Raw genomic sequence first — 26904 nt, 5'->3', positions numbered from 1 at the left:
GGTCACGTCCGGAAGGTCAGCCGGGCGACCCATTTGGTGTTGTTGACCCCCGGGTTGGCGGGCACGATGATCCGGGCCGGGTAGCCGTGGTCCGGGGACAGGTCGGCGCCGTTGACGTGCAGGGCCAGCAGCGAGCGCGGGTCGCGGATCTGGTTGCCGGCCAGCAGTACGGTGCCGAACGGTCCGCCGCGCTCCACCGACTCCACCAGGACGCTGCCCGCATCCGGGGCCCCGGCCAGGGCGGCGAGGTCGGCCAGGCGCAGGCCGGACCAGTGCTGGTCGTCGGTGGACCAGCCCTCCACACAGGCGATCGGCAGTGCCGCGGCGTGCTGGGGCATGGCGGCGAGCTGCTCGCGGGTGAACGTCGACACCTCGGCGGGGCCGTGGAGGGTCAACCGCCAGGCCGGGCCGATGTCCGCGGCGGTGATGCCCACCGCGGCGGCGCTCTTGTTGACCTGGAAGCCGTTGGGGCCGGTGCCGGGGTCCCGGTCGTGGGGGGCCAGCAGGGCGGTGCGGCGCCAGGGTCCGCCGATGCTCTGCCCGGCGGTGACCGCCAGCAGGACCAGGGACCCGGCGCCGGTCAGGGCCAGCGCTCCGCGCCGGCTCATCGTCGGTGCCGCTGGGGACGCCGCCACGAGGCCGTCGGGGTCGGCGGGTTCGGGCCGGGTACGGGCGGTGTCGGTGCGCAGTACCGACTCCGGCCGCCGCGAGCGCAGGGCCCGGCGCAGGCGGCCGATCCGCAGGCCCACGTGCACGGCGAACGCGGCGATGAACACCCAGGCGCCGTAGAAGTGCAGGGTGTAGAACGAGCCGGGGAAGACGTAGTGCAACTGGATGTTGAGGATGCCGGTGGCGAACTCGAACCCCGCGCCCCCCACCAGCAGCAGCAGCGAGAGCCGTTCGACGGCGTGGGCCGGACTGCGGGTGGGCGGCCACTCGAACAGCTTGGGGATGGCCGACCACAGTTTGGCCAGCAGCACCGGGACCAGCACCACTCCCAGGGTCACATGGACGCCCTGGTTCAAGCGGTACAGCCAGGAGGGGTGGGTGGGCCAGGTGAACAGGTAGAACCCCAGCCACCCCTTGCCCGGTGTCTGGTCGTTGACCGCCCCGAGCCGCGGGTTGTAGGCGGCGTACGACAGCAGTCCGGTGACGAACAGGACCGTGATCCCGACCAGCAGCACCAGTCCGAACACCGCCGTCAGCCACGGGCCGCGGATCGGACTGCGCCAGAACCCGGCGCGGAAGGGACCGGGCGGACGCGGCGTCGCTCCGTCGTGGTCACCAGTCGCCATGGAGGGTTCCCTTGCTCGCACGCCCTGAAGTCACGTGGCCGGCCGACGGCCACCGGTGGCCCGGCGCCCCGATTGTTCCGGGAACAGGCGGTGCAGGCGCGGCGCTTCGGGCCGGCCGCAGGTCGTGTCCACCCCAACAGCCCAGTGGCCGACGTCGACCGGTCCGCCGGAGTGTCCGGCTCGTCCACTCCGGGGTGCAGGCCCCAGGAGTGGACGGAGCCGGTCACCGGCCGCCGTCGACGCTGGTGAGGCGACGGCCGGAACAGGGGGGCAGGAGGGTGTGGGCGGTCATGGCGCGGCCTCGGATCCCGCCGTGGAAGCCGTGGAAGCCGTGGACATCGAGGGCGTCGCGCCGGAGGCCTGCCTTCATTGTGAAGGCGTTCACAAGCCTGGGGGCAGAAGAGAAGGTCCTCGGAGACGGGGACCTTCGTCCTGCTGGGCGGGGCCGGACGGACCGCCGGGCCCTCGGGTCAGACCCTGGTGCCGTGGCGGGTCCGGCTCATCAGCCGCCGGACGGCGGCCGGCATCGGCATCCATGGGGCGGCGGGCGCGCTGTGGTCCTGGCGGGCGTTCGCCGCCTGATGCGGCACCGCCGCGAAAAGGGCCGCCCGGTCCACCCCGGGGTCGGCGTCGTGCACCTTCCCCCTGGCCGCCGGATCGTTCACACACAGGTCCCGAGGCGGTGGGGATTCACTAGAAGAACCTAGGCTCCGGGGTACCAGGCCAGGGCGTGCGCCTCGGCGAGGGTGTCCCGCACCTGGATCCGGTACCGGACCGCCTGCTGCGGATCGCTCTCGGTCAGCGCGGCCGCGGCCAGCGCCGCCGCCGAGGTCGCCCAGGCGAGCAGGCGCACCGCGTCCTGGCGCGAGGTGTCGCTCAGGGTGGAGTCCGGCAGATCGGCGGCGTGCCGCGCGAGCAGGATGGAAAGCACGCGCAGATGAGTGCGAGTTGCGCTCGGGGTGGGTAGGGAGTCTGGTGCGTGACGGCCCACGGCTGTCTCCTGGGGAAATTGACGTGTACTCAGCTCATCCTTTCGCATATGCGGTAGGCATGTGCAGAAACTGCCGGGAAAGTGTGCAGACGATCAGATCTTTTTCGGTAGATCTTGTGTCCACCCGGTGAGCGCCGCAGCGTGCGTGTTTCCGCTGTGTTTCCGATCGCGACGGCTGTGAGATGACTGCTGAACAGCTCTTGTCTGGGCATGGACATCTCACCTAACGTACTCCGCAGTTGCCACCCCGGACCGGGGAGGCAACCAGCCGCACGCCCCCGGTCACACCCCCACATCTGGAGGCAGTACGTTGCGTACCACCCCGAACCCCCGCACTCCCCGCCGTGTCGCTCTCCCGCTGCTCGGCTCGGCGGCGCTGGCCGCGGCCGGTCTGCTCGGTGCCGCCCCCGCCGGCGCCGCGACGGCGCAGTCCGCCCATCCCAGCTGGGTGCGGTCCTGTGCGGTGATCCACTCGGTGGGGCAGATGGCCTGCAACGCCCTCCGGGTCACCAGCACCGCCGAGCACGTCAACGCGCTCGGGATCACCCCGAACGCCACCCCGTCCGGTTTCGGCCCGAGCAGCCTGCTGAGCGCCTACAACCTGCCGGCCAACGGCGGCGCCGGCCAGACCGTCGCCATCGTCGACGCCTACAACGACCCCAACGCCGCCGCCGACATGGCCGTCTACCGCTCCCAGTACGGGCTGCCCGCCTGCACCGTGGCCAGCGGCTGCTTCAAGCAGGTCAGCCAGACCGGCAGCACCAGCTCGCTGCCGAGCAACAACAGCGGCTGGGCCGGCGAGATATCGCTGGACCTGGACATGGTGTCGGCGATCGCCCCCAACGCCCACATCATCCTGGTCGAGGCCAGGACCGCGTCGATGACCAACCTCGGCACCGCCGTCAACGAGGCGGTGAAGCTGGGCGCCAAGTTCGTCTCCAACAGCTACGGCGGCTCGGAGTCCAGCTCCGACACGTCGTACGACAGCAGCTATTTCAACCACCCCGGTGTGGCCATCACCGCCAGCTCCGGTGACTCCGGCTACGGCGTGGAGTACCCCGCGGCGTCCAAGTACGTCACCGCGGTCGGCGGCACCTCGCTGAGGACGGCCTCCAACTCCCGCGGCTGGACCGAGAGCGTGTGGTCCACCAGCAGCACCGAGGGTGCGGGCTCGGGCTGCTCCGGCTACGACGCCAAGCCGACCTGGCAGAAGGACACCGGCTGCTCCAAGCGCACCGTCGCCGACGTCTCCGCGGTCGCCGACCCGGCCACCGGCGTTGCGGTCTACCAGACCTACGGCGCCTCCGGCTGGGCGGTCTACGGCGGCACCAGCGTCGCCTCGCCGCTGATCGCCGCGGTGTTCGCGGACGCCGGCGCCCCCAGCGCCAGCTACCCGGCGGCCGACCTGTACGCCCACACGTCCTCGCTCAACGACGTGACCACCGGCTCCACCGCGAGCTGCTCCCCGGCCTACCTCTGCACGGCGGAGACCGGCTACGACGGCCCGACCGGCCTGGGCACCCCGAACGGTCTGACCGCCTTCACCGGCTGACGATCCGTCAGTTGAACACTGCGAGCTGACACCCCCACCGGAACACCCCCACCGGCAGGGTCGGGTCCGGACGCCACGCGTCCGCGGCCCGGCCCTGCTGTCGTGCCGCGGTGCCTTCGGCGCCCCTGGTCCCGGCTGTGGCGGTTCAGGCGGGGAGCGGTGCCACGGCCCGGTTCACCAGCTCGCGCCAGCCGGCCTGGATCCGTTCCAGGGAGAAGCCGCGCTGCGTGCACAGATGGTGCACCAGGGCCGGGTCCAGGTAGCCGGCCAGGGCCTGTGCCACCAGGTCGACGTCGCCCACCGCCCCGGCCTGGTGCAGCAGCACGGCGATGTGGGTGACCCGCAGCACCCCGGCGGGGACGGTGTAGCGCCGGCTCGCGCAGGCGTCCGCGGCCAGGTAGAGGTCCATGTTGCAGAGCAGGTGGCGCACAGTGGCCTCGCCGAAGGCGTCCAGCCGTTCCAGCGGCGCCGCGCCCGGGCCCAGCGGCGGCGGTCCGAACAGGTAGCCGCGCTGGTACTCCTCCTCGGCGTGTTCCAGCAGGGCCAGCATCAGGCCCTCGCGGTCCCCGAAGCGCCGGAACAGCGTGCCCTTGCCGACGGAGGCCGCGTCAGCGACCGCGTCCATGGTGACGTTCTGTGCGCCGTGCCGGCGCACCAGCTCGCCGGCGGCCTCCAGTAGGCGGACCCGGTTGCGGGCGGCGTCGGAGCGTTCCCGGGGTGCCTGGTCCACGACCGGCAGTTCGGCGCGGGAGGGCGACGGCGTCTCGGCGGGGCGGGGGCGTTGCGCGGTCATACCTCAACGATAGCGCTACTCGAGAAGAAGTGGACTCAGGTCCGCTTTCCGTGCTACCACTGTACCCGGACCACAGTCCACTTCCGTGGACGCCCTGCCCAACCTCTCAGGAGCACGTTATGTCTGTTCGCGTTCTCGCCCTCGTCGGCAGCCTCCGCGCCGGTTCGCACAACCGCCAGCTCGCCGAGGCAGCGGTCAAGCACGCCCCTGAGGGCGTCGAGGTCGTCATCTACGAGGGTCTCGGCGAGGTCCCCTTCTACAACGAGGACATCGACGTCGAGGGCGCCGTCCCCGCCGCGGCCGCCGCGCTGCGTGAGGCCGCCGGCCAGGCCGACGCCTTCCTGCTGTTCAGCCCGGAGTACAACGGCACCCTGACCGCCGTGCTGAAGAACGCCATCGACTGGCTGTCCCGCCCCTACGGCGCCGGCGCCTTCACCGGCAAGCCCGCCGCCGTGGTCGGCACCGCCTACGGCCAGTTCGGCGGCGTGTGGGCGCAGGACGAGGCCCGCAAGGCCCTCGGTGTGGCCGGCGCCACCGTGCTGGCCGAGGCCAAGCTCTCCATCCCCGGCTCCGTGGTGCGCTTCGCCGAGCTGCACCCGCAGGACGACGCCGAGGTCGCCGAGCAGCTCCCGGCGGTCGTGGCCCAGCTGGCCGAGGCCACCGCGGTCGCTGCCTGATCCCAGGCACACAGCACGCAGGGGCCCGGCGGGCCCGGCTCCGCAGCGCGGGCCGGGCCCGCCGGCCGTCGGTTCAGGCCCAGTGCGCCGGGCGGTGCATCGTCGCGGGGAGCACGGTCGCGCGGTCGCCCCTGGCCGCGTCCAGCTGGGACTGCACCAGGAACAGGGCGCCGGTCAGGTCCGCCCCGCGCAGGTCCGCGTCGCGGAGGTCGGCGCCGATGACGTCGGCCGTCCGCAGGTCCGCGCCGCGCAGGTCGGCCCCGATCAGCAGCGCACCGCGCAGATTGGCGCCGCGCAGCGCGGCGCCCCTCAGCTTGGCGCCGACCAGGTCGGCCCCGCGGTGGTCCCGCCGCCGGCCCGGCACCTCGGCCCGAACGAGTTCACTCGCGCGGAGCAGCAGCGGGTTGACGCTCCCTCGGACCGCGTCCACGTCCAGCGCCGGGAGGGTGTCCGCGCCGCCCAGGGTCAGCTGCTCGGTCTCCGCGAAGGCAGCGCGCAGCTCGGCGTGGACGGGACCGGCGGCGGGCCACTCCAGCGCCTCCGCGAGGTACCGCAGCAGTTCGTGCAGGTCGCGCATCACCGGGAACACCGCGAACATCCGCCGGGCCGCGCCCGGGTCCTTGCGCCAGTCCTGGCCAAGGAAGGTGACCTGGGAGACCTTCTGGCCGGCACCGAAGCAGTCGTAGACGGTGCAGCCCTTGAAGCCCCGCTCGCGCAGCCGGGTGTGGATGCCGCAGCGGGAGTCCTCGCCCAGATTGGGGCAGGCCTGCCCGGCGGCCTTGTCGACGGCGAAGTCGGTGGAACGCGCGAAGGCGGGCACGACGCAGCACAGCCCGAAGCAGTTGCCGCAGTCGGCCCGCAGTGCGGCGGGGTCGATGGTGCTCACCCGGGAAGCGTAGTCGCCGGCCCGGCCACCGTCCCGGCGGCCAGGGGGTCCAGGTCCACCCCTGTGGTTCCCGGTGCTTCGGGAGGCCGGCTCCGACCTCCCGAAGCACCGGATCTCCTGGACTGCCGGACTGCCGGACTGCCGGACTGCCGGACCGCCGATCAGCCCTGACGGGCCTTGAAGCGGGGGTCGCGGCGGTTGATGACGAACACCCGGCCGCGCCGGCGGACGACCTGTGCGCCCGGCTTGGCCTTCAACGAGCGGATCGACTGACGGACCTTCATGGGCGTGTCCTCTCCTCCTGCGCGGGGCCCCGCAGCGCCCCGACGACTGTGCCCATGACAACCCGGCCGGGGGTCGCCGTATTCCGCCGTCCCCGCGGGTGGCGCTACTGGTGGATGTGCTGTCGCCAGTCCGCGGGCACCCGGCCGGCCGGCCCGGGAGTGGGCTGGTCCAGCGGGTGGTGCTCGGGGCCGGCCAGGTCCGGTCCGCTCTCGTAGAACTGCTCGTCGGGGTAGCTCCAGAACCAGGCCTCGCCGGGCTCGAAGCTGGTGATCACCGGATGGCCGGAGGCGGCCGCGTGCGCGCTGGCGTGCTGTGAGGGCGAGCTGTCGCAGCAGCCGATGTGGCCGCAGAGCGCGCAGCGCCGCAGATGGAACCACCATCCGCCGACCGCGTCGCACTCCGCACAGCCGGCACCGCTCGGTACCGCGGTCGGGTCGATCGCCGGGTTGTCGCTCATCGTGCCTCTTCCTGGTTGGCGTCTCTGACGTCGTCGGCGTCCTGTCGGACGTTCCGGTCCGGATCCTGGTCCGGGTCCTGTGCGGTCAGCGGCAGCGTCACCTCGAACAGGGTGTCGCCGGGGACGGACTCGACCCGGAGGTCGCCGTGGTGCCGGTGCACCACGATCCGCCAGGAGATGTCGAGCCCGAGCCCGGTGCCGTCGCCGACCGGCTTGCTGGTGAAGAACGGCTCGAAGATCCGTCCCTGGATGTCCGCGGGCACCCCGGGGCCGGTGTCGCGGAAGCCGATCACCGCCCGGTCGTGGTCGGCGCGGGTGCTGATGGTCAGCGTGCCGTGCCCGGCCATCGCGTACAGGGCGTTGTCGATCAGGTTGGTCCACACCTGGTTCAGCTCCGCGGCGAAGGCCGGCACCCTGGGGAGCGAGCGGTCGTAGTCCTTGACCACGGTGATGCCGGGGCCGGTCTTGCCGCCCAGGATGACCAGGGTGCTGTCCAACAGCTCGTGCAGGTCGACCTGCTGGTAGGGGGCGCGGTCCAGCTGCGAGTACTGCCGGGCCGCGCCGACCAGTGAGGAGATCCGCGAGGACGCCGCCTCGATCTCGCCCAGCAGCAGTTCCGTCTCCACGCCGTGGGTGAGCCAGCGGAGCGCCCAGGCCAGGCCCTCGGTGCCGATCGCCGCGTCCACCCGCTCCAGCCAGTCCGCGTCCAGTCCGGCCTGGACCAGCACCGGGGCCAGTTCCCAGCCCTCGGCCACCTCGTGGTCGTCCAGCCAGTCGGTGAGGGCGTCCTCGCGGTCGGAGGCCTCCAGCGGCCCCAGCACCGGCTGTTTGGCTGCGGCCCGTACCGCCTCCTCCTCCAGCCGTACCAGCTCGTCGAGACCGGCGGCCTTGCCGGACTTGCCGGCCACCTTGCCCAGCGCGCCGCGCATCTGCGCGACCCGCTCGCGCAGCGCGGCGGTGGCGCGCACCGCCGCGGCGGCCGGGTTGTTCAACTCATGGGTGAGGCCTGCCGACAGCGTGCCCAGCGCGAGCAGCCGCTCGCGCTGGCCGACCGCCTGCTGCAGGGTCCGGGTGCCGAAGAAGAGCCCCTCCAGCAGGTGCTCGGCCATCGGGAACCAGTCGTGCATCATCCCGGCGAAGTCATGCGCCGACAGCACGAAGAACCGCGAGGGCGAGACCACCCGCATCGAGTTCATGTACACCTGCGGGACCCGCTCGCCCAGATAGGCCTGGAACGCCCCCGCGTACACCCCGGGACTGGAGGAACGGTTCACCTCGACGTCGTCGGGGCCGACCCGGTGCGACAGCACCACCGTGCCCTCGACCATGACGTAGAAGCAGGTGGCCGGCTCCCCCTCGGTGTAGACCGGGCCCGGCTCGAAGGCCTCCACCCGCCCCTTCCGGCACAGCCAAGCCAACTGCTCGAACGTCAGCTTCTCGAACAGGAACAGCCCCCGCAGCTCCTCCGGCGAACACTGCCCCGCGACGCCGCCCGCCCCGCCCGTCACGGCCCGACCCGAGCCGACGTCAACTCCGTCTTCCTGGTTGCCATGGGACCAGTCTCCCGTATCCACTGCCGCAGGGCAGCGGTAGTCCGCTCCGGCGGCGTGCCTCCCGCCGGCGCCTGTCAGAGCTTGTCCAGGTAGCGGTGGACGAACATGACGGCCATGGCGCCCTCGCCGACGGCCGAGGCGACGCGTTTGGCGGACTCCGCCCGGACGTCGCCGGCCACGAAGACGCCCGGGACGCTGGTCTCCAGGTGGTGCGGGGGGCGGTCCAGGGGCCAGCCGCCGGAGTGCTGGCCGGCTTCGCCCAGGTCGGGGCCGGCCAGCACGAATCCGTGGTCGTCGCGGAGCACCACACCGTCGAGCCAGTCGGTCATCGGCACCGCGCCGATGAAGACGAACAGCCACTGGGCGTCGACCTCCTCGGTGCGGCCGGTCGCGGTGTCCAGCAGGGTCAGCCCCTCCAGGTGGTCCTCGCCGCGGGCCGCGACCACCTCGGTCCCGGTCCTGACCGTGATCGCCGGGTCGGCCTCGACCTGCTGGACCAGGTAGTGCGACATGGAGGCGGTCAGCGACCCGCCGCGGACCAGGACGGTCACCGACTTGGCGCCGCGGGCCAGGAAGACCGCGGCCTGACCGGCCGAGTTGGCGCCGCCGACGACGTACACGTCCTGACCGGCGCAGCCCACCGCCTCGGTCAGCGCCGCTCCGTAGAAGATCCCGCGCCCGGTCAGCTCGTCGGTGCCGGCCGCGGTCAGCTGCCGGTAGGCGACGCCGGTGGCCAGGATCACGGTGTGGGCGGAGATGGAGGTGCCGTCGGCGAAGCGGACCGTGCGGGCCGAGCCGCAGACCTCGAAGCCGGTCACCTCGCGGGCGGTCAGGATCTCCGCGCCGAACTTGGTGGCCTGGCGCCGGGCCCGGTCGGCGAGCTGGGAGCCGGAGACGCCGTCCGGGAAGCCGAGGTAGTTCTCGATCCGTGAGCTCTGCCCGGCCTGGCCGCCGGTCGCGGTGCGCTCGATCAGCACGGTGCGCAGCCCCTCGGAGGCCCCGTACACGGCCGCGCCCAGGCCGGCCGGGCCGCCGCCGATGACGATCAGGTCGTAGAAGTCGGCGGCCGGGGTGGTGGAGAGGCCGACCCGCTGGGCCAGCTCCTCGTTGGTGGGCTCGACCAGCGCGTCGCCGTCGGTGGTGACCACCACCGGCAGCCGGCTGCCGTCCTCGCCGGCCGCCGCCAGCAGCTGCCGGCCCTCGGGCTCGGTGACCGGGTACCAGCGGTAGGGGACCTGGTTGCGGGCCAGGAACTCGCGGACCTCCGAGGAGCGGGCCGACCAGCGGTGGCCGACCACCTTGGTCTCCTCCACCTGGTGCGGGTCGGCGGCCAGCCAGGCCTTCAGCAGGCTGTCCAGCACCGGGTAGAGCTTCTCCTCGGGCGGGTCCCACGGCTTGAGCAGGTAGTGGTCCAGGTCGACCACATTGATGGCGTCGATGGCGGCGCCGGTGTCGGCGTAGGCGGTCAGCAGCACCCGGCGGGCCTGGGGGTAGATGTCCATGGCCGCTTCCAGGAACTCGATGCCGTTCATCTCCGGCATCCGGTGGTCCGCCAGCAGCACCGCGACCAGCTCGCCGCGCAGCTTCATCTCCCGCAGCGCCTCAAGCGCCGAGGCGCCGGACTCTGCCCGGACGATACGGTGGTCCTCGCCGTAGCGGCGCCGGAGGTCCCTGGCCACGGCCCGGGACACCGCCGGGTCGTCGTCCACGGTCACGATCACCGGTCGCCTGGAGCTCTCCGGTCCGGTCGTCGTCGCCATCGGCGCCCCGCCCTGTCGTCGGATGTGACTGTCGTCGGATCTACCCGGGCCCGGGATGGTCCCCGGGCCGGTACCTACGCTATCTGCTCGGCGGCGACTGATCCTTCGGTCGTGTGACCGTGTGCGGCAAACGGGGTCGGGAACCTGTGAATCATGGAACCGGGGCGTGATCGATCCCACAGTCTGTTGTGGTTTGAATGAAGGTCTGGCTACCTTTCTGGCGTTCGCACTTAAGCGGAACCGACAACTCCGGAACGCCGAGTCCTGCCGCCGGAGGAGTCGCGACCCACAGACCGCACCACGGCAGGAGCGGGGGAACCAGGTAAGTCGCCGCGCCGACGCACGTCGTCGGCGCGGCTTGGGGTGAAGCCGTGCTGCGCACGGCCGGGCAACTCCAGCCCGAATCCGACAGCTCACCTCGTAGGCGTGGGAGAGGAAACGCTGCTTCATGCTGTCCGTCCACGGGCGTCACCGCGCCACGAAGACCCGACGCACCACCGCCCAGCGCCTCATCGCCTCGGCCGGCCTGGCCGGCGTCGGCCTGGCCGTGCCGCTCGTCACCGCCACCACCGCCTCCGCCGCGACCGTCTCCACCTGGGACGCCGTCGCCCAGTGCGAGAGCACCGGCAACTGGAGCATCAACACCGGCAACGGCTACTACGGCGGGCTGCAGTTCTCCGCCTCCACCTGGGCCGCCTACGGCGGCACCCAGTACGCGTCCAGCGCCGACAAGGCCACCAAGGACCAGCAGATCGCGGTCGCCGAGAAGGTCCTGGCCTCGCAGGGCCCGAGCGCCTGGCCGGTCTGCGGGCCGCAGGCCGGTCTCACCCAGGGCGGCGCGGCCGCCTCGGTGAACACCTCCTCCTCGTCGGGCTCCTCCTCCGGCTCGTCCTCCGCGTCGGGCTCGTCCTCCTCGGGCTCGTCCTCCTCGGACTCGTCCAGCAGCTCCTCCTCGGACTCGGGCTCCTCCGCTGCCTCGGACTCGTCCTCGTCCTCGTCCTCGGGCTCCTCGTCCTCCTCCGCGAGCGGCAGCTACACCGTCGTCGCGGGCGACTGGCTGTCGACCATCGCGGAGAAGGAGAACGTCTCCGGCGGCTGGAAGCGCCTCTACGCGCTCAACCGCTCGGTGCTCACCTCGGGCCCCGACGTGATCTACCCGGGCCAGAAGCTGACCCTGGGCGGCAAGGCCTCGACCTCGTCCTCCTCCGGCACCAGCTCGGACACGAAGGCCACCGACGCCTCCGACACCACGTCCAGCAGCAGCGACAGCGCCTCGTCGTCGAGCTCCTCCTCGAACTCCGCCACGGTGAGCGCCAGCTCCAGCAGCTCCAGCAGCTCCAGCAGCTCCAGCAGCGGCATGGCGGCGGCCGCCGCCTTCGCCCTGTCGAAGGTCGGCGAGTCCTACGTCTACGGCGGCACCAGCGACGCCGGCTGGGACTGCTCCGGCCTGGCCCAGGCCGCCCTGGCCAAGGCCGGCATCTCGCTCCCGCGCACCAGCGAGGAGCAGGCCGCGGCCAGCACCAGGGTCTCCCTGGACTCGCTCCAGGTCGGCGACCTGCTGTTCTGGTCCAGCGACGGCACCGCCTCCGGCGCCTACCACGTGGCGATCTACGTCGGCAACGGCGAGTACGTCGAGGCCGCCAACCCGAGTTCCGGTGTGAAGACCGACACCATCAGCAACTGGGCCCCCGACTTCGCGGGCCGCGTCAGCTGACGCAGCACCAGTTCCGAGCGTGAGGGGCGAGGCGGATCCGGCCGCGCCCCTCACGCCTTGTCGGTGTCCGGGGCGTCCACGCTCAGCCGCAGCTCGCGGAAGCGCTCGGCGATCGCGTCCAGGGTGTAATGGGCGTTCAGGCCGCTGGGGTTGGGCAGCACCCACACGGCCGTCCCGCCGATGGACGCGGCCTGCGGGCCGACCACGGCCCGGGGTGCGTCGAAGGCCACCCGGTAGGCGCCGATCCCCAGCACCGCCAGTGCCCTCGGCCGCAACCGCTCCACCCGCTCACGCAGCGCCAGACCGCCCTGGCGGTACTCCTCGGCGGTCAGCTCGTCGGCCTTTGCGGTCGTCCGGCTGACGACATTGGTGATGCCCAGGCCGAAACCGAGCAGCTCCCGCTGCTCCTCCGGCTTCAACTGGCGCGGGGTGAAACCGCTGCGGTGCAGCGCGGGCCAGAACCGGTTGCCGGGTCGGGCGAAGTGGTGGCCGGTGGCCCCGGACCACAGCCCGGGGTTGATGCCGCAGAACAGCACCCGCAGTCCGGGGGCGGTCACATCGGGGATGGTCAGGTCGGGCGCGGCGGCGAGCTGCTCGGCTGTGGGCTTCACGCACGACAGTGTGCCCGCTCCGGCAACGGTCCGTTGAACGGCCTCCCCACTGCGTTAGCATCCAGGAGCGCCGCCAGTCGGCTGCCCGTCGAAGGAGGCCCCGCACCATGTCCGACCAGCCCGACCCGTTGTTCGCGGGCGTCGACGCCCTGCTGGCCGCGGTGCAGTCGGGCCAGGTCCTGCCGTCCCCCGAGGAACGGGTCCGGCTGCGACGGGCCGCCGGACTCACCGAGGCCGCGGTCGCCCAGGCGCTGCGGACCCGTCCGGCGTCGGTGCAGGCCTGGGAGGAGGGCCGCAGCGAGCCGTCGGGCGACAAGCGGGAGGCCTACCGGCGGCTGCTGGAAGGCCTCGCCCAGCGGTTCCCGGCACCGGTCGAGCCCGAGGCCGCGCCCGAAGTCGAGCCCGAGCCCGCAGCGGCGGCCGCCCCGTCACGCGCACCGGCTTCGGCGCCCGCCACCACGTCGGTGCCCGCACCAGCCCCCCGGCGCGCGCCCGTCCCCGCACCCGCGCGCCGAGCCACAGCGCCGCAGGACCGGGTGCCGCAGGCCGGTGCGGAGGAGGCGGTCGAGCGCCGCTTCGCCAACGGCCCGCTGCTGGTCCTGGACGGCGACGGGACCGCGTACGGCATCGGCGGCCTGGTCCTGGACTGCCCGGCCCGCACCCTGCCCGCCCTGGTGGAGTGGGCGTTGGAGCAGGCGCAGATCGGCTCGCCCCGGCTGCACCGATCCGGCAAGGACGGCGACCCGCTGGTCGTCCTCACCGCGACCGCGGCCGAATCCTTGGGACTACCCCTGGAGTTGGCGGACCGGCGCGGCCTGCGGCTGCCCGACAACCACCCCGTCGTCAAGCAACTGGCCAAGGCCAAATGGCAGTTGACGAAGCGTGGGTTCGGCCCCTGGGCCCGGATCTACCGTCCCACCGAGGGCGGCCGGCGCCGCTGCGTGCAGCTCGCGGTGCTGCCCTGGGAGGCACTGGACACCCGGGCCTGGAACGACGCCGCCGCTCTGCCGCCGCCCGAACTCGCCCAGGTGCTGGGCGACTACGCGACCCGGGTGATCACCCCCCGCGGCTCCACCGCCGTCTCCGGACTGGAGCTGATGACCGCGCTGCGCCCGCCCACCCGTGCGGTCCGCGGCGAGGACGGGGTGTGGACGTCGGGACCGGTCCCCGGCTCGCTCACGACGGCGGTCGACCCGGCCCCGCCCGAGGCCCCGGACGAGCATCCGGTCGCGGTGGGCCGGGCCGAGGGCGAGGTGCTCGACGAGGAGGCCTACGAGTGGATCCGGGACCCGGAGCTGCTCACCGACGCCGAGTGCGAACTGCCCTGGGCGGTCGGCGTGGACGTCAACATGGCCTTCGCCGCAGCGGCGAACCGGCTCAACCTCGGCCTGGGCGCGCCGGTCCACGTCCAGCAGCCGCGGTTCGACAAGACGCTTCCCGGGTCCTGGTTCGTCGACCTCTCGCACATCGCCTTCGACCCCCGGCTGCCCAACCCGTTCACCCCCGACGGGGAGCAGCCGCAGGGACCGGCCTGGTACGCCACTCCGACGGTGGCCTACGCGGTCGAACTCGGGCACGGCGTGCAGCCGTTGGAGGGCTGGCTGCGTCCGGAGCACGGCGCCTACCTGGATCCCTGGTACCAGCGGCTGCGGGACGCCTATCTGGCCACCATGGCCGAACTGGGCGTCACGGCGGCGCTGGGCCCGGCGGAATTCCTGGCCGCGATGGAGCACCACAAGGAGCAGGACCCCGGGCGGGCCGCGGTGCTCTCCGCCATCAAGGCCACCGTCAAGGGCGGTATCGGCAAGCTGCGCGAGCGCCCGCAGGGGGCCCGGCACCGCCCGGGCGAGCGCTGGCCCGCACTGGAGCGGCCCACCTGGCGCCCCGACATCCGGGCCGCGGTGATCTCGGCGGCGCGGATCAATATGCACCGCAAGATGCTGGCGCTGGCCACCAGGGCCGACCTCTACCCGGTCGCGGTGCTGTCCGACTGCGTGGTCTACCCCTCGCCGGGGCCCTCGCCGCTGGACGTGCTGCCGTACGACGCGGCCACCGGCAAGCCGATGCCGGGCGGGTTCCGGCTCGGGGTCAGCCCGGGCATGGTGAAGCACGAGGGCACCCAGAGCTTCCTCTGGGCGGCCCAACTCCTGGACCAGGAACACAATCCGGCTCGCCACATCAAGGGCACCGACGCCGCCGCGGGCGGGGAGTAGGGGAGTAGGGCAGCGCCATGGGAACGATCGGCGACAGTCTGGATCGCGCGGCCGAGGACACCTTCACCCGGAAGCCGCCGGTGTCCACCGCGGCCCGGGTCGGCTTCCTGGTCAAGCAGCTCGGCACCACCCGGGCCACGGCTCAACTGCTGGGCGTCTCCCAGCGGTCCGTCGAGCGCTACCTCAAGGGGACCCGCAGGCAGCCGCCTCAGGCCATCGCGGCCCGGATCGACGCCGAGGTGAAGCGGCGCTGGCAGCCGCTGGTCCGCAGGCGCGCGGTCAAGCACGCGGTGGACAGCGGCGGCATCACCGTCGAGACCCGGGCCCGCTTCGGCTTCACCGCGGCCCCGGGGTCCACCGACGACCCCCGGCTGCGCCGGATCACCGAGCACCTCCCGCCCGCCTACGCCCAGCAGCTCTTCGACGCCCACGCGGCGGGGGCCACCGAGCAGCGGCTGGCCGCGATCGTCGCCCAGGGGCTGCAGGAGATGTACTTCAAGGACCGCGGCCGGCGCGCCCAGGGCCTGGTGGTGGACCTCAACGGGATCGACTACCTGGACCTGTCGTACTGACGGGTCCGACCGCATGACGGGCCCTCACCGCATGACGGGCCCCGACCGCGTCGCGGCCGGGGCCCGTCGGTGCTGACGGCTGATCAGGTCAGACGGTCTTGCTCGCGTCCTGGCCGGCCGCCTGGCCGGGGACGGTGCCGGTGAACACGGCCGCCTGCGGGAACGCGGCGATCAGCTGGTCGAGCTCGGCACGCCAGTAGCGGTGCACGTTCAGCCGGACCGGCTTGGAGCCCTGGTTGAGCTCGACGTACATCGAGCTCCAGACCGACGCCCGCTTGATCCGGCTGACCGGGAAGCCGGCCCTCGGGAACACCGCGACCACGTCGCCGGGACGGTTGGTCCAGCGGCTGGCCGAGTTCACCACGATGGAGGTGTTGGTCAGCGTCAGGAAGTAGAACTTCCGGGTGAAGGCGACGATCACACCGACCAGCGGGATCTCGTCGAATATCGCGTTGAGCCACGGGCTCGGCCCGGTCTCGGTGTGCACGCAGGCGATGAAGGTCTCTCCGGGCGGCGCCGCCTGGGAGAGCTTCTCGATGACCTGAGCCTTCATCTTGGCCCGGCGTATCGCCATGGGTCCCCGTCCTCTTTGCTGTTGTGGCACCGTGTCAGTCACGGTGGAGTGCGCAGAGGCTAGCAGCATCCGGGGCCACGGTTCGAACTGCCGTGGGAGGGGACGGGCCGACGGGGCTACCGGGGTGGGCCGGACACCCCGGCCGCGTCCAGGAGGACGGTCGCGGATGGAAACAGATCGGTGTACATTGAGTGGAAACCGATCAGTTTCCATCCGGCGGTCCATTCGACCGATCCGTTCCATCGAGGGAGACACCATGACAGCGATCGCAGGCGCCACCGTTCTGGTCACCGGCGGCAGCCGGGGCATCGGCAAGGCACTGGTGGAGGAGCTCCACCGGCGCGGCGCCAAGAAGGTCTACGCCACCGCGCGCGACGCCTCCACCGTCCGGCACCCCGAAGCAGTCCCGCTCGCCCTGGAGGTGACCGACCCCGCCGCAGTGGCGGCCGCCGCGGCCCAGGCGCAGGACGTGACCATCCTGATCAACAACGCCGGGCGGAGTGTCAACGCGTCGTTCCTGGACTCGCCGGTCGAGGACGTCCGCACCGAGTTCGAGACCAACTTCTACGGCCCGCTGCTCACGGCCAGGGCCTTCGCGCCGATCATCGAGCGCAACGGCGGCGGCCACCTGCTGAACGTCCACTCCGCGCTGTCCTGGGTGGCGCTGGCCGGCTCCTACAGCGCCTCGAAGGCCGCGCTGTGGTCGCAGACCAACTCGCTGCGGCTGGAGCTGCGGCCGCGCGGGATCCAGGTGACCGGACTGCATGTCGGCTATGTGGACACCGACCTGGTCGCCCACATCGACGCCCCGAAGACCTCGCCCGACGAGGTCGCCCGGCAGGCCCTGGACGGCATCGAGGCCGACGCCGCCGAGGTGCTGGTGGACGAGGTGTCGCGGCAGGTGAAGCGGGGGCTGTCCGGGAACCTTCTCGGGCTCTATCCGCAGCTGGTGGGATGACCGCAGCGGGTGGGACGGTCGGCGGTGCGGGGCCGGCGGGTCACTTGGCGGCGTCGAGCGCGCTCTGCAGCGAACCGATGTAGCCCTCGCTGGTGTAGCTGGCCCCGGAGACCGCGTCGATGTTGGCGCTCTGCGCGGCCAGCGCCTCCTGGGTGAGGATCGGGATCGCCTGGGAGTTGATCTCCTGGTCGCGGGGGTTGCCGTCGGGCTGCTGGACCACGTCGATGGCGGTGATCTTCGAGCCGTTGAAGGTCACCTTGACCTGGACCGGGCCCCAGCGGGTGTCCACCGAGCCGCCGGTGATGCTGCGGACGCCGGTGCTCTTCGTCGTGCCTGCGGACGAGGACGCGCCGGGGGACTTGCCGGACGATGCGCCGGAGGACGTGCCGGACGAGGCGCCGGTCGTCGACTGCTGCTCCGGAGCGGTGACCGCGGGGACCGCGACGGCCACGCTGTGGTGCGGCTTGGCGGCCAGCAGCAGTGCCACGCCGAGGGCGGTGCCGCCGGCGGTCAGTACGGTGCGACGCATCGGGGACGCCTCTCCTCAGAACTCGAACGACTCGTGGTGGATCCGGTTGCGGGGGACGCCCGCCGTCTCCAGGGCCTCGTGCGCGGTGCGGGTCATCCCGTCCGGGCCGCACAGGAAGACGGTGTGCTCGCGCAGGTCGGGCAGGATCCCGAGCAGGCTTCTGGCCTGCAGCGGTTCACCGATCCGGGACCGGGATCCGACCAGGTAGTACAGCCTGGCGCCGCGCGCCTCGGCGATCGACTCCAGCTCGGCCCGGAAGATCAGATCGTCCTCGCTGCTGGCCCGGTAGACCAGGGTCAGCTCGCCGTTCCGGGCCGGAATGGACTCGAACAGGGCCCGCAGCGGGGTGATCCCCACGCCGGCCGCCAACAGCAGCACCTTGCCCCGCCGGCCGGGACGCCGGTCCGCGGTGAAGGCACCGTAGGGACCCTCGGCGAAGACCCTGGTCCCCGGACGCAGCCGGGCCAGCGCCGCGCTGTGGCCGCCGAGGTCCTTGACGGTGATCCGCAGGTAGTCGGCGTTGGGCGGGGCGGACAGCGAGTAGGGGTTGCCGGCCAGCAGCAGCCCGCGCTGCAGGAAGCGCCAGCGGAAGAACTGTCCGCTGCGGGTGGCGCCGGCGAGTTCGTTGAGGAAGCGTCCGGTGATGAACACCGAGTGCACCCCGGGGCCCTCCGGCCGGACCTCGGCGACCCTGAGCCGGTGCCGGAACGCCAGCATGGTGGGGACGGCGAAGCGGAACCACAGGATCAGCGCCGCCGAGCCCACGTAGAGCCCGTACCAGGCGATCCTGGCCTTGGCCTCCAGGACGAACTCGGCGCCGTTGGCGAGCTGGTGGAAGAAGGTGAGGAAGATCGCCACATAGGTGGCCAGGTGCAGGTAGTACCAGGTCTCGTAGCTGAGCCTGCGGCGCGCGGCCCTGGCCGAGACCGCCCCGACGCCGAGCAGCAGCAGGGTGCCGATGGTGGCCTTCAGCATGTCGGGGTAGTGGAACACCAGCTGGGCGGTCTGGTGGACCAGCCCGTTGTGGTCGGTGAGCGCGTAACCCCAGATGATCAGCAGGACGTGGGACAGCACCAGGCCGACCATGTAGCGGCCGCCCATCGCGTGCCAGCGGGCCAGCCGGTCGCTGCCCAGGGTGCGGTCGATCAGCGGTATTCGGGCCATCAGCACCACCAGCACCGGGGCCGCGTATCCGGCGAGCAGGCCGCAGAGCCGTCCGGCATTGGTGATCCACGCCGCGGTGGAGACCACCGAGGCCGTGTTGTTCCACCACAGGAAGACGACGACGGCCGCGCCCAGCCCGATGGCGGTGAGCAGCGCCGGCGCGAGCAGCGCGGCCCGGTCGCCGCGCCGTGACGCGGGTGATCCGCGGCGCGCGTCGGCGCTGTGGCGCGCTCCGACGGTGCTCGTCATGGGTCTCCTCAGCCTGGGTCCTCGGTTCGTGGCCCGCTGCCCGGAACACCGGGCCGCAGGACTTCACCCTGACACCGGTCCCTCTGAGTTCCTTCTGAAACCCGGGGGTTCCGCCGCAGGTCACAGCTGATCCACAGGCATGCCGGTGGCCTCGGGTGCGTCCCGCGGGGGTGCATCATGTGATGCTATGTCTCCTGATTCCTCTCGCCGTCCCCAGGTCGGACCGCCGCGTGCGCTGGTGGTCGACGACGAGCCGGATCTCACCGAGGTGGTGGCCCAGGCCCTGGTCTACGACGGATGGGAGGTCAGGACCGCGGCCGACGGCGCCGAAGCGGTCGCGGTGGCCGCCGGTTTCCGTCCCGACGCGGTCGTCCTGGACATGATGCTGCCGGACTTCGACGGGCTGGAGGTGCTGCGGCGGATGCGCGCCGAGGCGCCCGGGGTCTGTGTGCTGTTCCTCACGGCCAAGGACGCGGTCGACGACCGGATCGCCGGCATCACCGCGGGCGGGGACGACTACGTCACCAAGCCGTTCAGCCTGGAAGAGGTGGTGGCCCGGCTGCGCGGACTGCTGCGCCGGGCCGGGACGGACCCGCGGTCGGAGACCGACCGGGGGGAGCGGCTGGCGCTGGCGGACCTGGAACTGTTCGAGGGCACCAGGGAGGTCCGCCGCGCGGGCACGCCGGTGGAGCTGAGCCGGACCGAGTTCGAGCTGCTGCGCTACCTGCTGGCCAACCCGCGCCGGGTGCTGAGCAAGGCCCAGATCCTGGAGGCCGTCTGGTCCTACGACTTCGGCGGCCAGGCGCATGTGGTGGAGCTCTACATCAGCTATCTGCGGAAGAAGGTGGACAGCGGGTACGCACCGCTGATCCACACCGTCCGCGGCGTCGGCTACGTCCTGCGGGAACCCCGGTGAAGCGGTCGCTGCCGCGCTCCCGAACCCGGCGGATCAGGCTGCCGCGGTCGCTGCGGGCCAGGCTGATCAGCGGGCTGCTGGTGCTGCTCGCCCTGGCCTGCGCCACGGTCGGCATCGCGACCACGGTGGCGTTGCACGGGTTCCTGGTCTCCAAGGTGGACCAGCAGCTGGTGCAGTCCGGGGTCCGCTACGCGCAGAGCCTGGAGCACCCCGACGCCGGCGGGCTCCCCGGGGACACCCGCGCGCAGTCGGTGGGCACCTTCGGCGCCCGGCTCGCGGACGGCCGGCTGGCCCAGGCCGCCATCGTCGACGGGGACGCGGACGACGCCGACGTCGGCGCCGACGCGGTCACCCTCTCCGCCGCCGAGCTGGCCGCGATCAAGGCGCTGCCGACCGACGGCAGCGTCCACGACCTGGACCTGCACGAGGACGGCTACTACCGGGTCAGGGCGGTGGCCGGCCGGGACCAGGACATCCTGATCACCGGGATGCCGCTGGAGGGCGTCGAAGGGGCGGTCCACCGGCTGGAGATGGTCGAGCTGACCGTCTTCGCGATCGCGCTCGCGGTGACCGGCGTCGCCGGTGCGCTGTGGGTGCGGCTGTCGCTGCGTCCGCTGGACCGGGTGGCCGCCACGGCGGTGCGGGTCACCGAACTGCCTTTGGAAAGCGGCGCGGTGGCGCTGCCGCCGCGCCTCCCGGACAGCGATCCGGACACCGAGGTCGGGCAGGTGGGCACCGCGTTCAACCGGATGCTCGGCCACGTCGAGACCGCGCTCGCCAGCCGGCACTCCTCCGAGGAGCGGCTGCGCAGTTTCGCCGCCGACGCCGGCCACGAGCTGCGCACCCCGCTGGCCGCGATCCGCGGCCACGCGGAGCTGGCCCGGCTGCACCCGCAGCCGCAGGCGCCCGAGGTGGCGCGGGCGCTGACCCGGATCCAGGCGGAGTCGGTGCGGATGGGCGCGATCGTCGACGACCTGCTGCTGCTGGCCCGGCTGGACGCCGGACGGCCGCTGGCCCGCGAGGAGGTGGACCTCACCCTGCTGGTGCTCGACGCGGTGTCCGACGCCCAGGTGGCCGGCCCCGGGCAGCACTGGGTACTGGACCTGCCGGAGACCCCGGTGCTGGTCACCGGTGACAAGGACCGGCTGCACCAGGCGGTGGCCAACCTGCTGTCCAACGCCCGGCTGCACACCCCCGCGGGGAGCACCGTGCGGGTGTGCCTGTCCCGGCTCCCGCAACCGCTGCACCTGGTACGGCTCGTCGTCGCCGACGACGGTCCCGGTATCCCCGAGTCGCTGCGCTCCACCCTGTTCGAACGGTTCACCCGCGGTGGCGGGGGCCGCTCCCGCACCGACGGCGGCAGCGGCCTGGGGCTGGCCATCGCCCACGCCGTGGTCACGGCGCACCAGGGCGAGCTGACGGTGCGCAGCCGCCCGGGACGCACCGAGTTCCGCCTCGACCTTCCCTGCGTCGATCCGTAGAGTCCCGGATCCTCGGCAGGCGGGCTGACGGGGCCTCAGCCGGCCTGGCCGAACTGGACGCGGTCGAGAAGGCCGGCCGCGGTGAAGGCCTTCACCAGTTCGTCGCGCCCCTCGGTGAAGTGGGCCCAGCTGTCGAAGTGGACCGGAACCACCCTGCGCGCACCCAGGATGGCTGCGGCCTGGGCGGCCTGGGCGCTGTCGAGGGTGAGCAGCGCGCCGTCGAACAGCCCGGTGCGGGCGGCTCCGGCGAACAGGACGGCGGTGTCGACGGGGCCGAAGCGCGCGGCGATCTCCTCGACCAGGGCGAGTGAGGCGTTGTCCCCGCTGACGTAGACCGAGGGCAGGTCGGCCGCGGTCAGGACGAAGCCGACGACCTCGCCGCTGATCGGCTCGCAGCCCTCGGGCCCGTGCTGGGCGGGTGTCGCGGTCACGGTCACCGTCCCGCCGTCGGGGCGGGGCAGGTCGACCGACTCCCAGGGGGCGAGGCCGCGTGCGGTGCCGCCCAGGCGCTGGGCCCCGCCGCGGGTGGTCAGCACCAGCGGCATGTCGGCGAGCAGGGCCCGGCCGGAGTCGTCCAGGTTGTCGGGGTGCTCGTCGTGGGAGAGCAGCACGGCGTCGACCGGGCCCAGGTCGGCCGGGTCGATCGCGGACGGGGCCGTCTTGGTCAGTGACCGCCCCTTGCCGCGGGAGTAGTCGCCGGGGCCGTCGAAGGCCGGATCGGTGAGGAAGATGAGGCCGCCGAACCCGATCAGCGCGGTGGGACCGCCGAAGACGCGCACGGGGGTCTGCTCAGCGGTCGTACGGGTGTCGCCCATGATGTGTCCTCACGTTTGAAAGCAACTTTTGCCGTGATGTGAAGCTAGTCGATTCTCACGGAGAAGCGCAAGGTTTAACATGAGAGACATGAAGCAGACCGCTGATCCAGGCCGCATCGATCCGGACCGCGCCGATGGGGACCGCGCTGATGGGGACCACGCGGCCCTTCCGCCGGCGCCGGGCGCGGAGCGCTACCCCGCCCTGGACTTCGCCAACAGCGCGCCGGCGCTGCCCGGCGGTCGGATCCTGGACCTGCTCGGCACGCCGGCCGCGGCCACCGAGTGGCTGGTCGAACACGGGCTGGCAGGGGACGGCGCGGCGCTGCAGGAGGTGTGCGCGGCGCGGCTGCGGGACCTCCGCGAGCAGGTGCGGGCGCTGATCGCGACCCGGATCGAGGCCCTTCCCGCCCCGCCGGAGGCGCTGCACGCGGTCAACGACGCGATGACGCTCGCCCCGGCGGCCGCGCTGCTCGCCTGGGAGCCGTCCCTCGGGTTGTACCGGGCCCAGCCGCACCCGGCCGACCAGGTCGCCGACCGCGCGATGGCGGTCCTCGCCGCGGACGCCGCCGACCTGCTCACCGGCGCCGACGCCGACCGGCTCGCCGCCTGCGGCTCGGCCCCGTGCCGGCGCTTCCTGCTGCGGACCCACGCCCGGCGCCACTGGTGCTCGGTCCGCTGCGGCGACCGCGCCCGCGCGGCCCGCGCCTACGCCCGGCGTACGAAAGCGGCCGCCACTTCCTGACGTTGTCAGTGCGGCGGTCTACGGTGGGCACCGGACCACCGGCCGAATCGCGGGGAGACGACGATGACCACACTGCAGGACCGGCCCAACACCGCGCTTGTCGTCGTCGACGCGCAGAACGGCGTGGTCGAGGGCGCGCATGAGCGCGACTCGGTGGTGGACAACATCGCCGTCCTGGTCGACAGGGCCCGGCGGGAGCGCATCCCCGTCATCTGGGTGCGGCACGCGGACGAGCAGCTCGCCCGGGGGAGCGACGCCTGGCAGATCGTCCCCGAGCTGGCCCCGGCCGAGGGCGAGCCGATGGTCGAGAAGAGCTACGGCGACTCCTTCGAGGAGACCACGCTGGAGTCCGCGCTCTCGGACCTGGCCGTCGGACGGCTCTTCCTGGCCGGCGCCCAGACCGACGAGTGCATCCGCTCCACCCTGCACGGCGCGTTCGTCAGGGGCTACGACGTGACCCTGGTCGCCGACGCCCACACGACGGAGGACCAGACCGCCTGGGGCGCCCCCTCCCCGGACCTGGTCATCGCCCACACCAACCTCTACTGGACCCATCACACCGCCCCGGGGCGCACGGCGGGAACGGTCGTCACCAAGGACGTCGACTTCGAACTCAGTACTCGCCCTTGATCACGAAGTAGGATCCGCGGATCACGCCGGCCAGCTTCGACTTCTGGCGCGCGAACTTGAAATTCGACGCCAGCTCCTCGGGGATTTCCATGCCCTCCGACAGCTTGAACCCGACTGCCCGCTTCCCCGTGGCCTCGATGTCGTACATCACGTTGATGGAGAGGCCGGACTCGTAGAACACATACGCCATGCGAATACCCGCCACCTCAAAGGAAGTGACCTCCAGCGGACGTGACGCAATGACGATGCCGCGCTCGTCGGCAAGGATGCGCGTCACCCATTCGAGCGCCTCCGGCTCCTCACTCGCGGGGCTGACGGTGAAAACATGGTCGTACTTGTTCTTGAAATAGCGTGCCTCGTTGGCGCGAAGTCCGGCCAGGGCCTCCGCGACCGGCGACGATTCCAGGCCGACGGTGGACACGGTAACGAAATCGACGACGTACGGCATGAATCCTCCTGATGACGAACTGTCAGGGAAAATGTAGCCGATGAGCCACGACGGCCAAGATGCCTCGCTGACACCCGAGCGTCGCGAACAGTCGTGTGCTGCGGAGCCCGCGGAAGTGACATACTCCGCCCCGTGACGACGCACCCTGCTGACGATCCGGCCCTGACCATCGGCGAACGCGACGCCGAACTCAATGAGCGGCTGAGCCAGGAGTTGACCGCCTTCAACACGGCCGCCACCGGTGCGGACGACTACGGCACGCTCTCGGTCAAGGTCACCGACCAGGCGGGCGAACTGGTCGGCGGTCTGGCCGCCTGGACCTGGGGCGGACTGTGCGGCATCGAGATGCTCTGGGTGCGTGACGACAGCCGCAAGGACGGCTGGGGCAGCAGGATCCTGCAGGCAGCCGAGACGGAGGCCGGACGACGGGGGTGCGACCGCGTCGCCGTGTCCTCCTTCACCTTCCAGGCTCCGGGCTTCTACCAGCGCCACGGCTATACCGAGACCGGACGCACGCTGGGCATCCCCGGGGGCCATGCGGACGTGCACCTGTTCAAGTCACTGGTTGGCACGGTTGCTGTCGACCAGTAGCAGTGAGTGCTGAGCGATGACTTTTGCTGTTGTCGGAGGTCTACCGGGTATGAATGCTGACACTGATGTGCCGCTCGTGATCGTCGAGCGTGCTGCGCAGCCCTATGCGGGGGTTCGCGCGGTCGTGGCGATGGAGTCCGTGGACACCGTTGCGCACCGGATCCCCGAGGTGATCGGGCGGTTGGCCGCCCTGGGGGTCGCGCCGGCGGGGGCGCCGTTTCTGAAGTACGACGTGATCGACATGGAGCGGGGACTGGAGGTCGAGGCGGGGGTTCCGGTCGCCGGGCCGGCTGCGGAGGGGGAGGGGGACCTGTTCTTCGGGGTGCTGCCGGGCGGTCGCTACGCGCTGCACACCCATGTCGGCGGTTTCGACGGGCTGGTCGGGGCCACGGCGCTGCTGCTGGAGCGGGCGGCCGCGGCCGGGCTGCGGTGGGACATGGTGCCGACTGAGGCCGGCGACCGGTGGGGGTGCCGGATCGAGAGCTATCTCACCGATCCCCGGACCCAGCCCGACAGCAGCAAATGGGAGACGGAGCTGGCCTTCCGGCTGGCCGACGACGAGTGACCGCGGGTAGCGCGGCTCAGGCGACATTGACGGCCACGTTGTGGAAGCCGGTGGCGCCGTTGGGGCGGGTGGCGGCTTTCTGCTCGGTCTGGATGTAGCCGGTGCGGTCCGTCGCGCGTACCTCCAGGCGGTGCGGGCCAGGGGTGGCGGGCCACTGCCAGACCCATTGGCGCCAGGTGTCGACGGAGTCCTGGGCGGAGAGGTCGGCGGTGTGCCAGGCGCCGCCGTCCACCCGCACCTCGACCTTGGCTATGCCCTTGTGCTGGGCCCAGGCGACCCCGGCCACCGCGACCTTGCCCGAGGTGAGCTTGCTCGAACTCTTGGGGGTGTCGATGCGGGACTCGGTCTTGATCGGGGCCTGCGCCGACCAGTCGCGCCGGGCCCAGTAGGCGTCGAAGTCGGTGAACCTGGTGAGTTCCAGCTCCTGCAGCCACTTGCAGGCCGAGACGTAGCCGTACAGGCCGGGCACGACCATGCGGACCGGGAAGCCGTGGGCGAACGGCAGCGGTTCACCGTTCATCCCGACGGCGAGCAGCGCGTCGCGGCCGTCCAGCACGGCCTCCACCGGGGTGCCGATCGTCATGCCGTCGACCGAGCGGGCGACGAGCTGGTCGGCCGGGCCGCCCTTGGACGGAGGCACCACCCCGGCCTGCCGAAGTAGTGGCGCCAGCGGGACGCCGGTCCAGCGGGCGTTGCCGATGTAGTTGCCGCCGACCTCGTCGGACACGCACATCACCGTGATGTCGCGGTCGATCACGCCCCGGGCCACCAGCTCCTTGTAACTGATGTCCAACTCCTTGGCGACGCCGGTCCCGTGGATCCGCAGCCGCCAGGTGTTGGCGTCGACGGTCGGGACGACCAGGGCCGTGTCGACCCGGTAGAAGGACGGGTTGGGGGTGATGAAGGGGCTCAGTCCGGGGACCTTGAGGTCGACGCCGACCGGTGCCGCGCTGGTGCTGGCGCGCGGGGTCGGGATGCTGATCGCGGCGCGTGAGGCGGCGGCCTTCTCGGTGCCGACGGCGTTGAGCTTCTGGCCCAGCAGCCCGGCCCCGAGCGACACCGCCGAGGCGGAGAGCGCGGTGAGGACGAAGCCGCGACGGTCGAACTCCGAACCCGCGGCGTCGCGCCCGCTGTCGTCCGGGCCGTTCCCCCCGTCCTGCCATGAGGGTGCCTCGGGCTGCACGGTCAGCCGTCCGGCGAGCAGGAACAGCACCGCCGCGCCGACCACCGCGCCGATCACCGAGGGCACGGCGTCGAAGCGCTGCGCGTCCGGACGGGACATCGCCGAGACCGCGCCGAGCAGCCCGAAGGCGAGCACGCCGGCCGAGCCGACGCGGCGCCAACGCAGCGTCAGCAGGCCCAGCCCGAGGGCGAACAGGGCCAGCAGCACCAGGATGCCGAGCTGCAGCACCAGCTTGTCGTTCGTCCCGAAGTTGCGGACCGCATAGTCCTTCAGCGCGCCAGGGGTGCGGTCGATGACCGATTCGCCCACCGCCGTCACCGGGCTCGCCTGGGGGCGCACGGGGACCGCCGCCAGCTCGGCGACCGCGAGCGCGGCGAACGCCGCGACCAGTCCGCTCAGCGCGCCGAAGAGGGCCCGCAGCAGTCGCCCGCCGCGGCTCTGCCGGTCGGGGCGCGGCAGCCGCCTGCTGCCGTGGTGGGCCGGTCTGGTTGTGTAGGTCATCCGCTCACGTCTCCGATTCGAAGCGGGAGTCGGTACGTCCGTACGTCCCGCCGTTGGCCGGCTGTGTCTGGTGCGTGCATCCATGACACAGCGTCGGAGCGCCCCTGGGGGGCGGCGGCTGCCTTACGGAAGTCCTACGGTGCGGCCGGCAGTTGTCGGAACGGCTACGGGCGGGGCGGGGGGCCCGGGGTCCCCCCCC

General features: G+C 72.3%; 29 protein-coding genes and 1 riboswitch. Of the genes, 12 read left to right on the top strand and 17 right to left on the bottom strand.

Features of this window, described 5'->3' with window-relative positions; translation table 11 throughout:
* Nucleotides 1-2: 2 nt before the first annotated feature.
* The 4 genes from TR46_RS07215 to TR46_RS07205 all read right to left on the bottom strand — a co-directional run bounded on the left by TR46_RS07215 (nucleotide 3) and on the right by TR46_RS07205 (nucleotide 2226).
* Complete coding sequence (locus TR46_RS07215; protein ID WP_042395418.1) at nucleotides 3-1295, bottom strand: molybdopterin-dependent oxidoreductase; 1293 nt, start codon at nucleotides 1293-1295, stop codon at nucleotides 3-5.
* Nucleotides 1296-1518: 223 nt separating this feature from the next.
* Nucleotides 1519-1665 (bottom strand): hypothetical protein, encoded by a 147-nt coding sequence (locus tag TR46_RS42110; protein WP_161790094.1) that lies wholly within the window; start codon nucleotides 1663-1665, stop codon nucleotides 1519-1521.
* A gap of 100 nt (nucleotides 1666-1765) precedes the next feature.
* On the bottom strand, nucleotides 1766-1960 hold the full coding sequence (locus TR46_RS07210) for a hypothetical protein (RefSeq protein ID WP_042395414.1): 195 nt from the start codon (nucleotides 1958-1960) through the stop codon (nucleotides 1766-1768).
* A gap of 38 nt (nucleotides 1961-1998) precedes the next feature.
* The gene (locus TR46_RS07205) at nucleotides 1999-2226 is read right to left on the bottom strand and encodes a hypothetical protein (protein ID WP_042395412.1); all 228 of its coding nucleotides are present in this window, start codon (nucleotides 2224-2226) and stop codon (nucleotides 1999-2001) included.
* A gap of 370 nt (nucleotides 2227-2596) precedes the next feature.
* Between TR46_RS07205 and TR46_RS07200 the strand changes: the two genes are divergently transcribed.
* Nucleotides 2597-3838, top strand: coding sequence for a S53 family peptidase (locus tag TR46_RS07200; RefSeq protein WP_042395409.1), 1242 nt, complete (start codon nucleotides 2597-2599; stop codon nucleotides 3836-3838).
* A 145-nt stretch (nucleotides 3839-3983) separates the two neighbouring features.
* Here the strand turns inward: TR46_RS07200 and TR46_RS07195 are convergent, their stop codons facing one another.
* Nucleotides 3984-4631, bottom strand: coding sequence for a TetR/AcrR family transcriptional regulator (locus TR46_RS07195; protein WP_042395406.1), 648 nt, complete (start codon nucleotides 4629-4631; stop codon nucleotides 3984-3986).
* 119 nt (nucleotides 4632-4750) lie between these two features.
* Between TR46_RS07195 and TR46_RS07190 the strand changes: the two genes are divergently transcribed.
* On the top strand, nucleotides 4751-5308 hold the full coding sequence (locus TR46_RS07190; protein WP_042395404.1) for an NAD(P)H-dependent oxidoreductase: 558 nt from the start codon (nucleotides 4751-4753) through the stop codon (nucleotides 5306-5308).
* A gap of 73 nt (nucleotides 5309-5381) precedes the next feature.
* On the opposite strand, the gene TR46_RS07185 is transcribed toward TR46_RS07190, so the two are convergent.
* The 5 genes from TR46_RS07185 to TR46_RS07165 all read right to left on the bottom strand — a co-directional run bounded on the left by TR46_RS07185 (nucleotide 5382) and on the right by TR46_RS07165 (nucleotide 10249).
* Complete coding sequence (locus tag TR46_RS07185) at nucleotides 5382-6194, bottom strand: pentapeptide repeat-containing protein (protein ID WP_042395401.1); 813 nt, start codon at nucleotides 6192-6194, stop codon at nucleotides 5382-5384.
* A 161-nt stretch (nucleotides 6195-6355) separates the two neighbouring features.
* The gene (ykgO, locus tag TR46_RS07180) at nucleotides 6356-6478 is read right to left on the bottom strand and encodes a type B 50S ribosomal protein L36 (RefSeq protein WP_042395399.1); all 123 of its coding nucleotides are present in this window, start codon (nucleotides 6476-6478) and stop codon (nucleotides 6356-6358) included.
* A 104-nt stretch (nucleotides 6479-6582) separates the two neighbouring features.
* Nucleotides 6583-6936, bottom strand: a complete 354-nt coding sequence (locus TR46_RS07175) for a UBP-type zinc finger domain-containing protein (RefSeq protein ID WP_042395396.1) — start codon at nucleotides 6934-6936, stop codon at nucleotides 6583-6585.
* Nucleotides 6933-8444 carry an ATP-binding protein gene (locus tag TR46_RS07170; protein WP_042395393.1) on the bottom strand — a complete coding sequence of 504 codons (1512 nt, stop codon included), beginning with the start codon at nucleotides 8442-8444 and terminating at the stop codon, nucleotides 6933-6935. The genes TR46_RS07175 and TR46_RS07170 overlap by 4 nt, the downstream gene beginning before the upstream one ends.
* Before the next feature lie 119 nt (nucleotides 8445-8563).
* Complete coding sequence (locus TR46_RS07165) at nucleotides 8564-10249, bottom strand: NAD(P)/FAD-dependent oxidoreductase (protein ID WP_042395390.1); 1686 nt, start codon at nucleotides 10247-10249, stop codon at nucleotides 8564-8566.
* 284 nt (nucleotides 10250-10533) lie between these two features.
* Nucleotides 10534-10691: riboswitch (cyclic di-AMP (ydaO/yuaA leader) on the top strand.
* A 6-nt stretch (nucleotides 10692-10697) separates the two neighbouring features.
* Between TR46_RS07165 and TR46_RS38790 the strand changes: the two genes are divergently transcribed.
* Nucleotides 10698-11963 (top strand): transglycosylase family protein, encoded by a 1266-nt coding sequence (locus TR46_RS38790; RefSeq protein WP_063770538.1) that lies wholly within the window; start codon nucleotides 10698-10700, stop codon nucleotides 11961-11963.
* A gap of 50 nt (nucleotides 11964-12013) precedes the next feature.
* Here the strand turns inward: TR46_RS38790 and mug are convergent, their stop codons facing one another.
* On the bottom strand, nucleotides 12014-12583 hold the full coding sequence (gene mug / locus TR46_RS07155) for a G/U mismatch-specific DNA glycosylase (protein WP_084718041.1): 570 nt from the start codon (nucleotides 12581-12583) through the stop codon (nucleotides 12014-12016).
* 98 nt (nucleotides 12584-12681) lie between these two features.
* On the opposite strand from mug, the gene tap reads away from it, so the two are divergent.
* Together tap and tpg are read left to right on the top strand one after the other, a co-directional pair.
* Nucleotides 12682-14787 (top strand): telomere-associated protein Tap, encoded by a 2106-nt coding sequence (tap, locus tag TR46_RS07150; RefSeq protein ID WP_042395385.1) that lies wholly within the window; start codon nucleotides 12682-12684, stop codon nucleotides 14785-14787.
* A 17-nt stretch (nucleotides 14788-14804) separates the two neighbouring features.
* On the top strand, nucleotides 14805-15359 hold the full coding sequence (gene tpg / locus TR46_RS07145) for a telomere-protecting terminal protein Tpg (protein WP_042395383.1): 555 nt from the start codon (nucleotides 14805-14807) through the stop codon (nucleotides 15357-15359).
* A gap of 88 nt (nucleotides 15360-15447) precedes the next feature.
* Here tpg and TR46_RS07140 read toward each other — a convergent pair whose 3' ends face one another.
* Nucleotides 15448-15933 (bottom strand): hypothetical protein, encoded by a 486-nt coding sequence (locus tag TR46_RS07140; protein WP_052432597.1) that lies wholly within the window; start codon nucleotides 15931-15933, stop codon nucleotides 15448-15450.
* Nucleotides 15934-16189: 256 nt separating this feature from the next.
* Here TR46_RS07140 and TR46_RS07135 point away from each other — a divergent pair, with 256 nt between their 5' ends.
* Complete coding sequence (locus TR46_RS07135) at nucleotides 16190-16891, top strand: SDR family oxidoreductase (protein WP_042395380.1); 702 nt, start codon at nucleotides 16190-16192, stop codon at nucleotides 16889-16891.
* A gap of 40 nt (nucleotides 16892-16931) precedes the next feature.
* On the opposite strand, the gene TR46_RS07130 is transcribed toward TR46_RS07135, so the two are convergent.
* Together TR46_RS07130 and TR46_RS07125 are read right to left on the bottom strand one after the other, a co-directional pair.
* Nucleotides 16932-17420, bottom strand: a complete 489-nt coding sequence (locus TR46_RS07130) for an FMN-binding protein (RefSeq protein WP_042395377.1) — start codon at nucleotides 17418-17420, stop codon at nucleotides 16932-16934.
* 15 nt (nucleotides 17421-17435) lie between these two features.
* On the bottom strand, nucleotides 17436-18833 hold the full coding sequence (locus tag TR46_RS07125; protein WP_042395375.1) for a ferredoxin reductase family protein: 1398 nt from the start codon (nucleotides 18831-18833) through the stop codon (nucleotides 17436-17438).
* A 187-nt stretch (nucleotides 18834-19020) separates the two neighbouring features.
* Between TR46_RS07125 and TR46_RS07120 the strand changes: the two genes are divergently transcribed.
* Nucleotides 19021-19749, top strand: coding sequence for a response regulator transcription factor (locus TR46_RS07120; protein WP_042395373.1), 729 nt, complete (start codon nucleotides 19021-19023; stop codon nucleotides 19747-19749).
* On the top strand, nucleotides 19746-21230 hold the full coding sequence (locus TR46_RS07115; RefSeq protein ID WP_084718039.1) for a sensor histidine kinase: 1485 nt from the start codon (nucleotides 19746-19748) through the stop codon (nucleotides 21228-21230). The genes TR46_RS07120 and TR46_RS07115 overlap by 4 nt, the downstream gene beginning before the upstream one ends.
* 35 nt (nucleotides 21231-21265) lie before the next feature.
* On the opposite strand, the gene TR46_RS07110 is transcribed toward TR46_RS07115, so the two are convergent.
* Nucleotides 21266-22045, bottom strand: a complete 780-nt coding sequence (locus tag TR46_RS07110; protein WP_042395371.1) for an MBL fold metallo-hydrolase — start codon at nucleotides 22043-22045, stop codon at nucleotides 21266-21268.
* 88 nt (nucleotides 22046-22133) lie between these two features.
* Here TR46_RS07110 and TR46_RS07105 point away from each other — a divergent pair, with 88 nt between their 5' ends.
* Both TR46_RS07105 and TR46_RS07100 read left to right on the top strand, forming a co-directional pair.
* On the top strand, nucleotides 22134-22787 hold the full coding sequence (locus TR46_RS07105; RefSeq protein WP_236655236.1) for an ABATE domain-containing protein: 654 nt from the start codon (nucleotides 22134-22136) through the stop codon (nucleotides 22785-22787).
* A gap of 63 nt (nucleotides 22788-22850) precedes the next feature.
* The gene (locus TR46_RS07100) at nucleotides 22851-23417 is read left to right on the top strand and encodes a cysteine hydrolase family protein (RefSeq protein ID WP_042395369.1); all 567 of its coding nucleotides are present in this window, start codon (nucleotides 22851-22853) and stop codon (nucleotides 23415-23417) included.
* Here the strand turns inward: TR46_RS07100 and TR46_RS07095 are convergent.
* Nucleotides 23401-23865: a DUF8821 family protein gene (locus tag TR46_RS07095; RefSeq protein ID WP_042395367.1), complete on the bottom strand. Its 465-nt coding sequence runs from the start codon at nucleotides 23863-23865 to the stop codon at nucleotides 23401-23403. The two genes, TR46_RS07100 and TR46_RS07095, sit on opposite strands and share 17 nt — an antisense overlap.
* A gap of 132 nt (nucleotides 23866-23997) precedes the next feature.
* Here TR46_RS07095 and TR46_RS07090 point away from each other — a divergent pair, with 132 nt between their 5' ends.
* Both TR46_RS07090 and TR46_RS07085 read left to right on the top strand, forming a co-directional pair.
* On the top strand, nucleotides 23998-24456 hold the full coding sequence (locus tag TR46_RS07090; RefSeq protein WP_236655235.1) for a GNAT family N-acetyltransferase: 459 nt from the start codon (nucleotides 23998-24000) through the stop codon (nucleotides 24454-24456).
* Between the two features lie 49 nt (nucleotides 24457-24505).
* Nucleotides 24506-25021: a GyrI-like domain-containing protein gene (locus TR46_RS07085; RefSeq protein ID WP_042395365.1), complete on the top strand. Its 516-nt coding sequence runs from the start codon at nucleotides 24506-24508 to the stop codon at nucleotides 25019-25021.
* 16 nt (nucleotides 25022-25037) lie between these two features.
* Here TR46_RS07085 and TR46_RS07080 read toward each other — a convergent pair whose 3' ends face one another.
* A complete protein-coding gene (locus TR46_RS07080) occupies nucleotides 25038-26705 on the bottom strand; it encodes a molybdopterin-dependent oxidoreductase (protein ID WP_169790634.1) in 1668 nt (555 codons plus the stop codon).
* Between the last annotated feature and the right edge of the window lie 199 nt (nucleotides 26706-26904).

Source organism: Streptacidiphilus carbonis, from assembly GCF_000787775.1.
Lineage (GTDB): Bacteria > Actinomycetota > Actinomycetes > Streptomycetales > Streptomycetaceae > Streptacidiphilus > Streptacidiphilus carbonis.
This window is presented reverse-complemented; position numbering and strand designations above follow the sequence as displayed.